Origin of the sequence: Paracoccus kondratievae (assembly GCF_009301415.1) — a bacterium.
Classification (GTDB): domain Bacteria; phylum Pseudomonadota; class Alphaproteobacteria; order Rhodobacterales; family Rhodobacteraceae; genus Paracoccus; species Paracoccus kondratievae.
Genome location: NZ_CP045072.1, coordinates 1,787,458 through 1,800,965 on the forward strand (window position 1 = coordinate 1,787,458; position 13,508 = coordinate 1,800,965).

Consider the following 13,508-nt stretch of genomic DNA (forward strand, 5'->3'; position numbering starts at 1 on the left):
TTTGCTTTGTCCGGCAGCCCATGCGTGCGGGCCGCTCTCCTTGGGGCGGAATGCCCGGTACTCCGGGGGCGACATGCGCCCCCGGTATTCGTGATCAGAACTGGTCGTCGAAACGCTTGGCCAGATCTTCGATGTTTTCCGGCGGCCAGTCCACAACATCCATACCGAGATGCAGGCCCATGCCCGAGAGCACTTCCTTGATCTCGTTAAGCGATTTGCGGCCGAAGTTCGGAGTGCGCAGCATCTCGGCTTCGGTCTTCTGGATGAGGTCGCCGATATAGACGATATTGTCGTTCTTGAGGCAGTTCGCCGAACGCACCGACAGCTCCAGTTCGTCCACTTTCTTGAGCAGGCGCGGGTCGAATTCCAGCCCATCCTCGGCATCCGAGCGGGTGGCCGTCTCGGGCTCTTCGAAGTTGACGAAGACCGACAGCTGGTCCTGAATGATACGCGCAGCATAGGCCACGGCATCTTCCGGGGTCAGCGAACCGTCGGTTTCAACCTTCATGGTCAGCTTGTCATAGTCCAGCACCTGGCCTTCGCGGGTCGGCGTGACTTCGTAGCTGACACGCTTGACCGGCGAAAAGATCGCGTCGATCGGAATCAGGCCGATGGGCGCATCCTCGGGACGGTTCTTGTCGGCGGCGACATAGCCCTTGCCGTTGGCAACGGTCAGTTCCATGTGCAGCTCGGCGCCGTCATCAAGATGGCAGATGATGTGGTCGCGGTTCAGGATGGTGATGCCAGCGGTTTCCTGGATATCACCAGCCTTGACCTCGCCCGGACCCTTGGCCGACAGCGTCAGCCGTTTGGGCGCATCGACTTCCATCTTCAGCGTCACGCCCTTGAGGTTCAGGACGATGTCGGTGACGTCCTCGCGCACCCCCGGGACAGAGGAGAACTCGTGCAGCACGTTGTCGATCTGCACCGAGGTGATGGCCGCGCCCTGCAACGAGGACAGCAGCACACGGCGCAGCGCGTTGCCCAGCGTCAGGCCAAAGCCGCGCTCAAGCGGTTCCGCCACGACGGTGGCCACGCGGGACGGATCGGCACCCGGCTTGATTTCAAGCTGGGTCGGCTTGATCAGTTCAGCCCAATTCTTGTGGATCATGCGATTGCCTCCATACCAGTTTCCGACCCATGACCGACAGTCGGAAACGCCCGAGGTGATAAGCGAAAAGCGCGCCCGCGCCGAAAAACGGCGCGAAGCGCGTCAAAGTCTTGACCGATCAGACCCGGCGGCGCTTCGGCGGGCGGCAGCCGTTGTGCGCGATCGGGGTAACATCGCGGATCGCAGTGATGTTGAAGCCAACCGCAGCCAGCGCACGCAGCGCCGATTCGCGGCCCGAGCCGGGGCCCTGAACTTCAACTTCCAGCGTGCGAACGCCATGTTCCTGCGCCTTACGGCCAGCGTCCTCAGCGGCCATCTGGGCGGCATAGGGGGTCGATTTACGCGAACCCTTGAAGCCCATGGTGCCGGCCGACGACCAGGCAATAGCGTTGCCCTGCACGTCCGAGATCAGGATCTTGGTGTTGTTGAAGGACGAATTCACATGCGCCACGCCAGCGGCGATGTTTTTGCGTTCCTTGCGCTTGATGCGAGTCTTATCGCGTGCCATGTCCGTTCCCCCTTACTTCTTCTTGCCGGCGATGGGTTTCGCCGGGCCCTTGCGGGTGCGGGCATTGGTGTGGGTGCGCTGACCGCGCACCGGCAGGCCGCGACGATGACGCAGGCCGCGATACGAGCCGAGGTCCATCAGACGCTTGATGTTCATCTGCGTCTCACGGCGCAGGTCGCCTTCGACGGTCAGGTTGGCGTCGATGTATTCGCGGATCTGCAGAACTTCAGCGTCCGACAGGTCATTCACGCGGCGCGCCGGATCGATACCGACAGCCTGAATGATCTGTTCGGCGAATTTCGGGCCGATCCCGTGGATATAGGTCAGAGCGATGGGGACGCGTTTCCCCGTCGGAATGTTGACGCCAGCAATACGAGCCACGCGTGTTTCCTTTTCCATGTTGCGGTTCCGTAATACCGGAACCTTTTTTCACAACCAAAGACCCGAAAGCCGTGCCTTCGGGCCTAAAGCTACACCTGAGACTCAGGTGATTCTCTTCCGAGATGCTGCGAATTAAGGGATTTGCAGGTCGAGGTCAACCCTGACCCGGAAACCTGTCCATAATCCGCGAGATCTGGCCGGCAACCTCATCAATCTCGGCAAGGCCATCGACCGTATGCAGGTTCCCCTTGACGTAGAAGTAACCGATCAGCGGCGAAGTCTTTTTGTAATACTCCATCAACCGCGTCTTGAGGCTTTCCTCATTGTCATCGGCGCGACGACGCAGGTCGGTCGAGCCACAGACATCGCAGACCCCCGGCTCTTTCGTCGGCTTGGTCACATCGTGATAGACCTCACCGCAATTGCCGCAGGTAAAACGGCCGGTGATGCGCGAAACCAGCGCCGCGTCATCGACCCGCATCTCGATCACGGCATCAACGCGCTGATCCATTTCCGCCATCAGCGATTGCAGCGCGTCGGCCTGTGCCAGAGTGCGCGGGAAGCCGTCAAAGATGAAGCCCTTACTGCGCTGCGCCAGTTTTTCCCGGATCAGACCAATGACAATCTCATCCGTCACCAGCTCGCCCCGGTCCATGACCTCAGCCACGCGCTTGCCCATCTCGGTGCCCGAGTTGCGCGCTTCGCGCAGCATATCGCCGGTCGAGAGCTGGACGAGACCGCGCTCGTCGATCAGACGCCGCGCCTGGGTGCCTTTGCCTGCGCCGGGCGGGCCCAGCAGAATGATGTTGATCGCCATGTCTCGTCCCTCTCCTACCCTTATGGTGGGCTTGCCTCAGCGACGCGCGGGGGCCTTGCGCGTCTTCGCCTTGCCACGCTTGCCGCGCAGCTGCGATTTCTCAATCAGACCTTCGTACTGATGCGCCAGCAGGTGGCTCTGCACCTGGTTGATCGTATCCATGACCACGCTGACAACGATCAGCACCGACGTTCCGCCAAAATAAAAGGGGATCGCCAGCTGGTTACGGATGACCTCAGGCAAAAGGCAGACAAAGGTCAGGTAGGCCGAACCAATGACCAGCACCCGGGTCACTACATAGGTCAGATAATCCTCGGTCCGTTTGCCGGGACGAATGCCCGGAATGAACCCGCCCTGATTCTTCAGGTTCTCGGCCACATCCTCGGTCTTGAAGCTGACGTTGAACGTGTAAAAGTAGGTAAAGAACACGATCAGCGCCGCAAAGAACAGTAGGTAAAGCGGCTGGCCGGGGCCAAAATAGGCAAGGATCGTCGACATGATCGGGCCCGTCTGATTGCCCGAGAAAGTCGAGATCGTCACCGGCAACAGCAGCAGCGAGCTGGCAAAAATCGCCGGGATCACGCCCGCCGGGTTCACCTTGATCGGCAGGTGCGAGGACTGGCCGTCATAGATCTTCATCCCGACCTGCCGCCGCGGGTACTGGATGTGGATCTTGCGAAGCGCCCGCTCCATGAAGACCACAAAGGCAATCACTGCGGCGACCATGACGATCACGCCCAGAATCACCGGAGTCGAGATTGCACCCGAACGGCCTTGCGCCAGAAACTGTGCCAGATGGGCCGGAATTTCAGCAACGATGCCGACAAAGATGATCAGCGAAATACCGTTGCCGATGCCGCGAGCGGTAATCTGCTCACCCAGCCACATCAGGAACATGGTGCCGCCGACCAGCGTGATCACGACCGAGGCGCGGAAGAACATCCCCGGTTCATGGGCAAGGTTGCCGTGCTCAAGACTGACCGCCAGACCCCAGGCCTGGAACAGCGCCAGCGCGACCGTACCATAACGGGTGTATTGGTTGATCTTCTTGCGGCCCTGTTCGCCCTCTTTCTTGAGCTGCTCAAGAGCCGGCACCATGGAAGCCAGCAGCTGCACAATGATCGAGGCCGAGATATAGGGCATGATGCCAAGCGCAAAGATGCCCATGCGTCCCAGCGCACCGCCGGTGAACATGGACAGGATTCCGCCCAGACCAGCCTGCGCCTGATCCATGAAATTGCGCAATGCGGCGCCATCAATGCCGGGCACCGGGATATAGGTGCCAAGGCGGTAGATAATGAGAAGTCCGAGGGTGAACCAGATTCTCTGACGCAGCTCGGTCGCCTTGCCGAGCGCGCCCCAGGAAAGGTTCGCGGCCATCTGTTCTGCGGCTGACGCCATGCTTAAGCCCCTTCGTGGCAGCGCCGCCGGATCGTTTCCCGATCCCGCGGCGCCTGGAAAACTCGATAGCTATCTATGGGGCGCGGGCGCGCCCTTCAACAGCTTATTCGGCCGCGGAAGCGTCAGCGGCTTCTTTTGCCGGACGGGTGACGGTGACCTTGCCACCAGCTTTCTCGACAGCTTCGACCGCCGATTTCGACGCGCCGGTCACGGTCAGGTTCACGGCAGCCTTCAGCTCACCCTTGGCCAGCAGACGCACGCCATCGCGCTTGCGGCGAATGACACCGGCAGCAACCAGCGCATCCTCGTTCAGTTCGGCTTTTACGTCCAGCTTGCCGGCGTCAATGAACGTTTGCAGCTGGCCAAGATTGACCACCGCGAATTCAAGACGATTCGGTTTGCTAAAGCCACGCTTGGGCAGGCGGCGGTAAAGCGGCATCTGGCCGCCTTCATAGCCATTCAGCGCGACGCCCGAACGCGAGGTCTGACCTTTGATACCACGGCCGGCGGTTTTACCCTTGCCCGAGCCGGGACCACGGGCAACGCGCTTTTTCTTGCGCGAGGCGCCGGGATTGTCGTGCAGTTCATGCAGTTTCATATCGCTTCTCCTTGGCCGGAAGCGCCCCATGAAGCGAAAAGGGCGAACACGGCATTCTTGATTGAGTCGGTGCCGATGGGCACCGGGGGTCTTTATACAGTGCAGGCGCCGCGGTCAACAAGCTGCCGTTACCCTGTGGGGTTTGGTCGCACAACCCTTCGGCCTGACTCAAAACTCGACCCATGTTCCGATCCTTACCGCCGTCTCCCCCGCTCCGCTCAGAGGCAGAACCGCGCCGACTTCCAGTCTTACGGGGCCAGCCAGATCCCGCACCACTGTGGTTGCGAGACTCGCTGAAAAGCCGGTATCCGTGCGATCCTCAAATCGCAACTGGTTGATCAGCATCATTGTGTCGGTCGTATGCCAGCCGAATGTCAGCTCAGCCTTGGCGGTCGCCTCTGGCGTCAGATAACTAAACAGCCCCGCCCCATGCGAGGCGAGTTCGGACCAAGCCTCCCCATCCTTCCAGCGTAGTGCGACCCGGTAACGGGCCTCGACCGAAAGCCAGCCGCCACCATGCAGGGCGCGCAACAGCGGAAGTGCATCCCAACCCCTGCCCCAGCCCACACCAACCTGAGCTAACGGCAAATAATCTCCGCCACGTTTCAGCACTCCACCACCAGCAGAAACCACCCAGCGATCCGGCCCCGCCCCTTGATCGAGAGACCGCTGCCACCAGATCATTGCGCTGCTTTCGCCGCCGCTGGCGCGCCCCAGTTCAAAGCCCAGCGTGTCTCGCGGGCTCAGCCCATATTCGCCATAAAGGCCAAGATAGCCGTTGCCCTCATGATCCCGCTCCCCGGACAGGGAAAGAAAAACACCCCGCTTCCCACGCGCCCACGGACTGGCATCAGCGAACCCAGCCGAAAACAACAGGCATAGGATCAGACCAAATATCCGGCACAGCACAGCATGTCCCTTGCAGGAGCCCAAATCACCCCCACAGCATAGACAGAACCCCTTACCACAAGGTTAACAGGTCCTGCTTTCGTGCCCTGCGCGAATGAAAAACGCCCCGGATATCTCCGGGGCGTTTCTGACTTTCCGTCGCGCGGGACCGAGATCAGCCGCGCTCTTCGATGATGGTCACCAGATGCGGGATCTTGGCAACCATACCGCGAATCGCCGGGGTATCCTCAAGCTCGCGGGTACGGTTCATCTTGTTCAGACCAAGACCTTTCAGCGTTTCACGCTGGATGGCCGGACGGCGGATCGGCGAACCGATCTGCTTCACAACGATGGTTTTAGCCATAAGCCTGTCTCCTTACGCTTCGACAGCGGCTTCTGCCGGCTTGTCGTTGGACGGCAGGATCTCGGCCACTTTCTTGCCGCGGCGCTGTGCAACGCTGCGGGGCGAGGCTTCTTTTTTCAGCCCGTCGATCATGGCCCGGATCATGTTGTAGGGGTTTTGCGAACCCAGCGACTTGGCCACAACGTCCTGAACGCCCAGCATCTCAAACACAGCGCGCATCGGACCACCGGCGATGATACCGGTACCCGGAACGGCGGTCCGCATCACCACTTTGCCAGCGCCGTGACGGCCTTCGACATCGTGATGCAGGGTGCGACCGTCACGCAGCGGCACGCGGACCAGGCTGCGCTTGGCCTGTTCAGTAGCCTTACGGATCGCCTCGGGCACCTCTTTGGCCTTGCCTTTACCAAAGCCGACGCGGCCGCGCTGATCCCCAACCACCACAAGAGCAGCAAAGCCAAAACGCTTACCACCCTTAACGGTTTTCGACACGCGGTTGATCGCGACCAGCCGGTCGGCGAATTCCGGAGTCTCTTCGCGCTCTTCGCGCCGACTCCGACGGTTTTCACGTTCTGCCATCTGGCATTCCTCATAAGCTGGCGCGTCGCGCGCCGTGTTAGCCAATCCAAGTGGGCCGCAAAAGAAAGAGCAGTCCCCGGATCATCGGGGTGGCGCGAACGCCACCCGCACCATCAGAATTTCAGACCGCCTTCGCGGGCTGCATCCGCCAGAGCCTTGATCTTGCCGTGGAACAGGAAACCACCACGGTCGAAGATAACCTCTTCGACACCGGCTTTCCTGGCCCGCTCGGCAATCGCGGCGCCAATCTTGGCCGCGGCTTCGACGTTGTTCTTGCCAATAACACCCAGGTCCTTTTCGAGCGACGAGGCAGAGGCCAGCGTGACCCCTTTCACATCGTCGATCACCTGAACGCTGATGTTCTTGGACGAACGGTGGACGGAGAGACGCGGACGACCGTTCGCAATCTTCCGCAACTTGTTCCGCACGCGCAGGCGGCGCTTCTGGAACAGCTCTTTTTTGGTCAGTGCCATTTATGCGCCCCTTACTTCTTCTTGCCTTCCTTGCGGAAGACGACCTCGCCCTTGTAGCGGATCCCCTTGCCCTTATAGGGCTCGGGACGGCGCCACTCGCGAATGTTCGCGGCGACCTGGCCGACGAGTTGCTCGTCGATGCCTTCGACCACGATCTCGGTCTGCTTCGGCGCCGTGATGGTCACGCCATCGGGCGTCACGAAATCCACGTCATGCGAATAACCAAGCGCCAGTTTCAGGACCTTGCCCTGCATCTGCGCGCGGTAACCCACACCCTGGATTTCCAGCTCTCTTTTGAAGCCCTGGCTGACGCCAGTTACAAGGTTCGCCACCATCGAACGCGACATGCCCCATTGCTGGCGCGCGCGCTTGGACAGACCGCGCGGCGTAACGGTGACAGCACCGTTATCGATCGCAAGGGTCACGTCATCCGTCGCGGTGAAGGAACGGGTCCCTTTCGGACCCTTCACCTCGATGGTCTGGCCTTTCACTTCGGCGGTCACGCCCTGGGGCAGTTCGACCGGCTTTTTACCAATCCGAGACATCCTGCCCTCCTTAGAACACGGTGCAGAGGACTTCGCCGCCGACATTGGCACTGCGAGCCGCCGCATCCGACATCACGCCTTTCGGCGTCGAGACGATGGACACGCCAAGGCCGTTGCGGACCAGCGGGATGTCCTTGACCGAAGCATAGACACGACGGCCGGGTTTCGACACGCGAGCAAGCTCGCGGATCACCGGGGTGCCGTCAAAGTATTTCAGGCTGATTTCCAGCTCGGTATGGCCGGATTCAGTCTGAATCTGCTCATAACCGCGGATGTAGCCTTCTGCTTTAAGCACGTCCAGCACCCAGGCGCGCAGCTTGGAGGCGGGCGTGCGGACGGTCGATTTGCCGCGCATCTGTGCGTTGCGGATGCGGGTCAGCATATCGCCGAGAGGATCGTTCATCGACATCGTGCCCCCTTACCAGCTCGATTTGACCATGCCAGGGATCTGGCCGAACGAGCCGAGCTCGCGCAGCATGATCCGCGACAGTTTCAGTTTGCGGTAATACGCGTGCGGACGGCCGGTGAGCTGGCACCGGTTGTGCAGACGCGTGACCGAAGAGTTGCGCGGCAGTTCAGCCAGTTTCAGGCTGGCTTTGAAGCGCTCTTCCATCGGGCGGGATTGATCGTGAATGATCTCGTTAAGAGCAGCACGCTTGGCGGCGTATTTCTCAACCAGATGCTGGCGCTTTTTCTCGCGCTCGACCATGGATTTTTTTGCCATATCTTCTTCCCTCCGCGATCAGCTGTTGAACGGCATGTTGAAATGCCGAAGCAGCGACTTCGCTTCCGCGTCGGTCCGCGCGGTGGTGCAGATGATGATGTCCATCCCCAGAACTTCGTCGACCTTGTCGAAGTTGATTTCCGGGAACACGATGTGCTCTTTCAGGCCCATGGCGTAGTTGCCGCGGCCATCGAAAGCCGTGCCTTTGACGCCGCGGAAGTCGCGGACGCGGGGCAGCGCGATGTTGATCAGACGGTCCAGGAATTCATACATCCGGTCGCCACGCAGGGTCACCTTGGCGCCCAGCGGCATCTCTTCACGGACGCGGAAGCCTGCGATCGACTTCTTCGCCTTGGTGATGACGGCTTTCTGACCAGCGATCAACGAAAGCTCTTCAGCGCCCTGTTTGACCTTCTTGGTGTCCTTGACGGCCTCGCCGATACCCATGTTCAGGACGATCTTGTCCAGTTTCGGGATCTGCATGTCGTTCTTATAGCCAAACTCTTCTTTGAGCATGGCGCGGATATTGTCCTTGTAGAGCGACTTGAGGCGCGGAGTGTAATTGGCTTGATCCAGCATCAGATCGCCTCCCCGGTGGTCTTGGCATAGCGGACCTTCTTGCCGTCTTCGACGCGGAAGCCGACGCGGGTGGCCTTGCCGTTCTTGTCCATCAGCGCAAGGTTCGACAGGTCGATCGGCATGGCTTTCGCCACGCGGCCGCCCTGGCTGTTCTGGGTCTGACGCTGGTGACGGATAGCGATGTTGACGCCATCAACCACGGCCTTGTTCTCTTTCGGGAACACAGCAGTGATTTCACCCTGCTTGCCTTTGTCCTTGCCCGTCAGCACGACGACCTTGTCGCCCTTTTTGAGCTTCGCAGCCATCACAGCACCTCCGGCGCAAGCGAGATGATCTTCATGAAGTTCTTGGCCCGCAGCTCGCGCACGACCGGCCCGAAGATACGGGTACCGACCGGTTCACCCTGGTTGTTCAGGATGACGGCAGCGTTACGGTCAAAGCGGATCGAGGTGCCGTCTTCGCGTTTCACCTCTTTGGCGGTGCGCACGACAACGGCCTTGCGGACGTCGCCTTTCTTGACGCGGCCGCGCGGGATGGCCTCCTTGACGGAGACGACAATAATGTCGCCCACCGACGCATAGCGACGGTGCGAACCACCCAGGACCTTGATGCACTGAACCCGGCGTGCGCCGGAGTTATCAGCAACATCCAGATTGGTCTGCATCTGGATCATTTGGTTACTCCCGACCTTTGGGGACCGGCCCGAATTGCTTCATGCTCCGGCCCCAGGGTTTCGTTAAATTCTGGTGTCAGGCCTGGGCTTCAGAAGCGTCAGACAAAACAGTCCAGCGTTTGGTTTTCGAAATCGGCGCACATTCGGCGATGCGAACGATATCCCCGACCTTGAACTCGTTTTTCGCGTCATGGGCGCGATATTTCTTCGACGAACGCACGGTTTTGTGCAGCAGCGGATGCTTGAAGCGCCGCTCCACCAGAACGGTGACGGTCTGTTCGTTCTTATCGCTGACGACCTTGCCTTGCAGGATGCGTTTGGGCATGGACCGGCTCCTTAATTCGACGCCGCGGCTTCGGCCGCTTTCTGGTTCAAAACGGTTTTGACGCGTGCAACGTCACGACGGACGGCACGGATACGGGCGGTCGATTCGAGCTGGCCGGTGGCCTGCTGGAAGCGCAGGTTAAACGCTTCCTTTTTCAGCGAGAGCAGCTGTTCTTTCAGCTGATCCGGCGTTTTGTCTTTTAGTTCCTGCGCTTTCATGCGCCTCTTCCTTTCAACATCACCGGAGAGCCCCTGCACGCAGGGCCACCCTGATTCCCGGTGGAGTCCATGATGAAGCCGTGCCTATACGCTGGACCCCCAGCAAACACAAGGGCTTTATTGAACCAGCCGTACCAGCCGGACAGGTGTGCTCACCTACCCCTGCATCATCCAACCTATAATTGCTCGCAAGTGAGCGATAATTCTGCTGTCGTTAACCCGGATGGCAATGACATAGCCGGATGAGCCCGGCCCCGAGGGCTTTCCGATGCCGGATTAAGGACCTGAACCCGCGATTGACGAACGGGGCCGGATGGCCGGAACGATGGAGATGACGGGATCAGCTATTATCCCGGCTGATCCAGTGAACTCGCAGCAATCCATGGCGAGAGCAGGGCCGATGCAATTAGTTCATATACTGCCGACCCCTATAGTGGGGAGGACGGTAGTGTTCAGGCGATCGGGGCTTGCTCAGCTATCAAACGTGGAATGCCCCTGGCGTAAAACAGACACAATCCAAGCCAGCCAATCAGTCAGTCGGAAAGCTGGTTAGAGACTACATATGAAAAAGCCCCGGATCTCTCCGGAGCTTTTCTATTTCAAACCGAAGTCGAAGGCGCGATAGCGCCTCCTTCTTACCAGTCTTCGCGAACCACAATGCGGGTCAGAACCGGCAGCTTCTGAGCACCAAGACGCAAAGCTTCGCGCGCGATAGTGTCGTTCACACCGTCGATCTCAAACATGATCCGGCCGGGGTGGACGCGAGCGGCCCAGTAATCCACCGAGCCTTTACCTTTACCCATCCGCACTTCGGTCGGTTTCGACGAAACCGGCACGTCCGGGAAAATCCGGATCCAGACCCGGCCCTGACGTTTCATGTGACGAGTGATCGCGCGGCGAGCCGCTTCGATCTGACGGGCGGTGACACGCTCGGGCTCGATGGCTTTCAGCGCATAGGAGCCGAAGTTCAGGTTGAACCCGCCCTTGGCCTCGCCGTGGATGCGGCCCTTGTGCTGTTTGCGGAACTTAGTCCGTTTCGGTTGCAGCATTGCTTCTTCTCCTTAGCGCGCGTCGCGGTCACGGCGCGGGCCGCGGGGCGACGGCCCGTCCTGCGCTTCGGTCGCGCGGCGGTCGTGGGCCTGCGGATCATGCTCCATGATCTCACCCTTGAAGATCCAGACCTTCACACCGATGATCCCGTAAGGGGTCGATGCTTCCGACAGCGCATAGTCGATGTCGGCACGCAGCGTGTGCAGCGGAACCCGGCCTTCACGGTACCATTCGGTACGGGCGATTTCAGCACCGCCAAGACGGCCCGAAACGTTCACCCGGATCCCCAGGCCGCCCATGCGCATGGCGTTTTGCACCGCACGTTTCATGGCGCGGCGGAAGGACACCCGACGCTCAAGCTGCTGAGCGATCGACTCTGCCACCAGCTGGGCATCCAACTCGGGCTTGCGAACCTCAACAATGTTGAGATGCAGTTCCGAGGCGGTGAAGTTCGCCAGCTTTTTACGCAGGGTTTCGATATCGGCGCCTTTTTTGCCGATGATCACGCCCGGACGCGCAGCATAGATCGTCACCCGGCATTTCTTGTGCGGACGTTCGATCACGACGCGGCTGACGCCGGCCTGCTTGGCTTCTTTTTTGATGAAGCTACGGATTTTCAGGTCTTCCAGCAACAGATTGCCGTAGTCCTTGTCATCCGCATACCAGCGGCTGTCCCAGGTGCGGTTGACCTGGAGACGCATCCCGATGGGGTTTACCTTCTGACCCATTACGCGTGCTCCTCGACCTGACGCACCTTGATGGTGATTTCCGAAAACGGCTTCATGATGCGGCCATAACGGCCCCGCGCCCGCGGACGGCCGCGCTTCATCACCAGGTTCTTGCCAACCCAGGCCTCGGCGACGATCAGATTGTCAACGTCGAGGTTATGGTTGTTTTCGGCATTGGCGATAGCCGATTGCAGGCATTTCTTCACATCGCCCGCGATGCGCTTGGACGAAAAGGTCAGATCGGCCAGAGCCTTGTCGACCTTCTTGCCGCGGATCATCGCCGCCACCAGGTTCAGCTTCTGCGGCGAGGTGCGAAGCATGCGGGTCTTCGCCATCGCCTCGTTCTCCGCCACGCGGCGCGGATTCTTTTCCTTACCCATGACGATTACTTCCTTTTCGCTTTCTTGTCGGCGGCGTGACCGTAGTAGGTCCGGGTCGGCGAGTACTCACCGAACTTCTGGCCGATCATCTCTTCGGTCACCGAGACCGGGATGTGCTTCTGGCCGTTGTACACACCAAAGGTCAGGCCGACAAACTGCGGCAGGATGGTGGAACGACGCGACCAGATTTTGATGACATCCGACTTGCCGGATTCGCGGGCTTTCTCGGCCTTGCGAAGCACATAGGCATCGACAAAGGGGCCCTTCCAAACAGAACGTGCCATGGATTAACGCCCCTTCTTCGCGTGACGCGACCGCAGAATGTACTTGTCGGTCGATTTGTTCGAGCGGGTCCTGGTCCCCTTGGTGCCCTTGCCCCAGGGGGTAACCGGGTGACGACCACCCGAGGTCCGGCCCTCACCACCACCATGCGGGTGGTCGATCGGGTTCATGGCGACACCGCGCACACTCGGACGGATGCCCTTGTGACGGTTGCGGCCAGCTTTACCAAAGTTCTGGTTCGAGTGGTCAGAGTTCGACACGGCGCCGATGGTCGCCATGCATTCCTGACGCACCATGCGCAGTTCGCCCGAGGACAGGCGGATCTGGGCATAGCCACCGTCGCGGCCGACGAACTGGGCGTAGGTGCCGGCCGAACGGGCCAGCTGGCCGCCCTTGCCGGGCTTCAGCTCGACGTTGTGAACGATGGTACCGATCGGCATACCGCTGAAAGGCATGGCGTTGCCGGGCTTGACGTCCACTTTATTGCCGGCGATGACCTTGTCGCCCACAGCCAGACGCTGCGGAGCGATGATGTAGGCCTGCTCACCGTCTTCATATTTGATCAGCGCGATGAAGGCGGTACGGTTGGGGTCGTATTCGATCCGCTCGACGGTCGCCGGAACATCAAATTTAGTGCGCCTGAAATCGACGATGCGATAGAGACGCTTCGCCCCGCCGCCCTTGCGGCGCATCGTGATCCGTCCGGTGTTGTTCCGGCCGCCGTTCTTGGTCAGACCCTCAGTGAGGGATTTGACCGGGCGCCCTTTCCAAAGCTCCGAACGGTCGATCAGAACCAGCCCACGCTGGCCAGGCGTCGTCGGTTTATACGACTTGAGTGCCATGCTTTCTGTCTTCCGTTGCTTTGGACCTCAGGTGGTCCGTTT

At 60.1% G+C, this 13,508-nt stretch carries 23 protein-coding genes; all 23 read right to left on the reverse strand.

What is annotated here, in order from left to right; all coding sequences use genetic code 11:
- Nucleotides 1-94: 94 nt before the first annotated feature.
- A complete protein-coding gene (locus F8A10_RS08930) occupies nucleotides 95-1,111 on the reverse strand; it encodes a DNA-directed RNA polymerase subunit alpha (RefSeq protein ID WP_010395684.1) in 1,017 nt (338 codons plus the stop codon).
- A gap of 118 nt (nucleotides 1,112-1,229) precedes the next feature.
- Entirely contained in the window at nucleotides 1,230-1,619 is a 390-nt protein-coding gene (rpsK, locus tag F8A10_RS08935; RefSeq protein WP_010395688.1) for a 30S ribosomal protein S11, read from the reverse strand.
- 12 nt (nucleotides 1,620-1,631) lie between these two features.
- Nucleotides 1,632-2,000: a 30S ribosomal protein S13 gene (gene rpsM / locus F8A10_RS08940; protein WP_029371934.1), complete on the reverse strand. Its 369-nt coding sequence runs from the start codon at nucleotides 1,998-2,000 to the stop codon at nucleotides 1,632-1,634.
- Between the two features lie 154 nt (nucleotides 2,001-2,154).
- Nucleotides 2,155-2,817: an adenylate kinase gene (locus tag F8A10_RS08945; protein ID WP_152367157.1), complete on the reverse strand. Its 663-nt coding sequence runs from the start codon at nucleotides 2,815-2,817 to the stop codon at nucleotides 2,155-2,157.
- Between the two features lie 36 nt (nucleotides 2,818-2,853).
- Nucleotides 2,854-4,218: a preprotein translocase subunit SecY gene (gene secY / locus F8A10_RS08950; protein ID WP_010395694.1), complete on the reverse strand. Its 1,365-nt coding sequence runs from the start codon at nucleotides 4,216-4,218 to the stop codon at nucleotides 2,854-2,856.
- Nucleotides 4,219-4,321: 103 nt separating this feature from the next.
- Nucleotides 4,322-4,816 carry a 50S ribosomal protein L15 gene (gene rplO, locus F8A10_RS08955; RefSeq protein WP_010395696.1) on the reverse strand — a complete coding sequence of 165 codons (495 nt, stop codon included), beginning with the start codon at nucleotides 4,814-4,816 and terminating at the stop codon, nucleotides 4,322-4,324.
- 168 nt (nucleotides 4,817-4,984) lie between these two features.
- The gene (locus F8A10_RS08960; RefSeq protein ID WP_227493374.1) at nucleotides 4,985-5,725 is read right to left on the reverse strand and encodes a hypothetical protein; all 741 of its coding nucleotides are present in this window, start codon (nucleotides 5,723-5,725) and stop codon (nucleotides 4,985-4,987) included.
- A 154-nt stretch (nucleotides 5,726-5,879) separates the two neighbouring features.
- On the reverse strand, nucleotides 5,880-6,068 hold the full coding sequence (rpmD, locus tag F8A10_RS08965; protein WP_010400254.1) for a 50S ribosomal protein L30: 189 nt from the start codon (nucleotides 6,066-6,068) through the stop codon (nucleotides 5,880-5,882).
- A gap of 12 nt (nucleotides 6,069-6,080) precedes the next feature.
- Nucleotides 6,081-6,647: a 30S ribosomal protein S5 gene (gene rpsE, locus F8A10_RS08970; RefSeq protein ID WP_010400253.1), complete on the reverse strand. Its 567-nt coding sequence runs from the start codon at nucleotides 6,645-6,647 to the stop codon at nucleotides 6,081-6,083.
- A gap of 113 nt (nucleotides 6,648-6,760) precedes the next feature.
- Nucleotides 6,761-7,120, reverse strand: a complete 360-nt coding sequence (gene rplR / locus F8A10_RS08975) for a 50S ribosomal protein L18 (RefSeq protein WP_010400252.1) — start codon at nucleotides 7,118-7,120, stop codon at nucleotides 6,761-6,763.
- Between the two features lie 11 nt (nucleotides 7,121-7,131).
- Nucleotides 7,132-7,665 (reverse strand): 50S ribosomal protein L6, encoded by a 534-nt coding sequence (gene rplF, locus F8A10_RS08980; protein ID WP_085502300.1) that lies wholly within the window; start codon nucleotides 7,663-7,665, stop codon nucleotides 7,132-7,134.
- Nucleotides 7,666-7,675: 10 nt separating this feature from the next.
- Nucleotides 7,676-8,074, reverse strand: a complete 399-nt coding sequence (rpsH, locus tag F8A10_RS08985) for a 30S ribosomal protein S8 (RefSeq protein WP_010400249.1) — start codon at nucleotides 8,072-8,074, stop codon at nucleotides 7,676-7,678.
- Nucleotides 8,075-8,083: 9 nt separating this feature from the next.
- The gene (gene rpsN, locus F8A10_RS08990; RefSeq protein ID WP_010400246.1) at nucleotides 8,084-8,389 is read right to left on the reverse strand and encodes a 30S ribosomal protein S14; all 306 of its coding nucleotides are present in this window, start codon (nucleotides 8,387-8,389) and stop codon (nucleotides 8,084-8,086) included.
- Between the two features lie 18 nt (nucleotides 8,390-8,407).
- Nucleotides 8,408-8,968 (reverse strand): 50S ribosomal protein L5, encoded by a 561-nt coding sequence (gene rplE / locus F8A10_RS08995; RefSeq protein WP_010400245.1) that lies wholly within the window; start codon nucleotides 8,966-8,968, stop codon nucleotides 8,408-8,410.
- Nucleotides 8,968-9,273: a 50S ribosomal protein L24 gene (gene rplX, locus F8A10_RS09000; protein ID WP_010400244.1), complete on the reverse strand. Its 306-nt coding sequence runs from the start codon at nucleotides 9,271-9,273 to the stop codon at nucleotides 8,968-8,970. Before rplX ends, rplE begins: the two co-directional genes overlap by 1 nt.
- Nucleotides 9,273-9,641 carry a 50S ribosomal protein L14 gene (gene rplN, locus F8A10_RS09005; protein WP_010400243.1) on the reverse strand — a complete coding sequence of 123 codons (369 nt, stop codon included), beginning with the start codon at nucleotides 9,639-9,641 and terminating at the stop codon, nucleotides 9,273-9,275. Before rplN ends, rplX begins: the two co-directional genes overlap by 1 nt.
- Nucleotides 9,642-9,717: 76 nt before the next feature.
- Nucleotides 9,718-9,966: a 30S ribosomal protein S17 gene (rpsQ, locus tag F8A10_RS09010; RefSeq protein ID WP_010400242.1), complete on the reverse strand. Its 249-nt coding sequence runs from the start codon at nucleotides 9,964-9,966 to the stop codon at nucleotides 9,718-9,720.
- Nucleotides 9,967-9,977: 11 nt separating this feature from the next.
- Nucleotides 9,978-10,184 (reverse strand): 50S ribosomal protein L29, encoded by a 207-nt coding sequence (gene rpmC / locus F8A10_RS09015; protein WP_010400240.1) that lies wholly within the window; start codon nucleotides 10,182-10,184, stop codon nucleotides 9,978-9,980.
- A 635-nt stretch (nucleotides 10,185-10,819) separates the two neighbouring features.
- On the reverse strand, nucleotides 10,820-11,233 hold the full coding sequence (gene rplP / locus F8A10_RS09020; RefSeq protein WP_010400239.1) for a 50S ribosomal protein L16: 414 nt from the start codon (nucleotides 11,231-11,233) through the stop codon (nucleotides 10,820-10,822).
- A gap of 12 nt (nucleotides 11,234-11,245) precedes the next feature.
- Complete coding sequence (rpsC, locus tag F8A10_RS09025; RefSeq protein WP_010400238.1) at nucleotides 11,246-11,962, reverse strand: 30S ribosomal protein S3; 717 nt, start codon at nucleotides 11,960-11,962, stop codon at nucleotides 11,246-11,248.
- The gene (gene rplV, locus F8A10_RS09030) at nucleotides 11,962-12,342 is read right to left on the reverse strand and encodes a 50S ribosomal protein L22 (protein WP_010400237.1); all 381 of its coding nucleotides are present in this window, start codon (nucleotides 12,340-12,342) and stop codon (nucleotides 11,962-11,964) included. Before rplV ends, rpsC begins: the two co-directional genes overlap by 1 nt.
- 5 nt (nucleotides 12,343-12,347) lie before the next feature.
- Nucleotides 12,348-12,626 (reverse strand): 30S ribosomal protein S19, encoded by a 279-nt coding sequence (rpsS, locus tag F8A10_RS09035; RefSeq protein WP_010400236.1) that lies wholly within the window; start codon nucleotides 12,624-12,626, stop codon nucleotides 12,348-12,350.
- Between the two features lie 3 nt (nucleotides 12,627-12,629).
- Complete coding sequence (rplB, locus tag F8A10_RS09040; protein ID WP_010400235.1) at nucleotides 12,630-13,466, reverse strand: 50S ribosomal protein L2; 837 nt, start codon at nucleotides 13,464-13,466, stop codon at nucleotides 12,630-12,632.
- Between the last annotated feature and the right edge of the window lie 42 nt (nucleotides 13,467-13,508).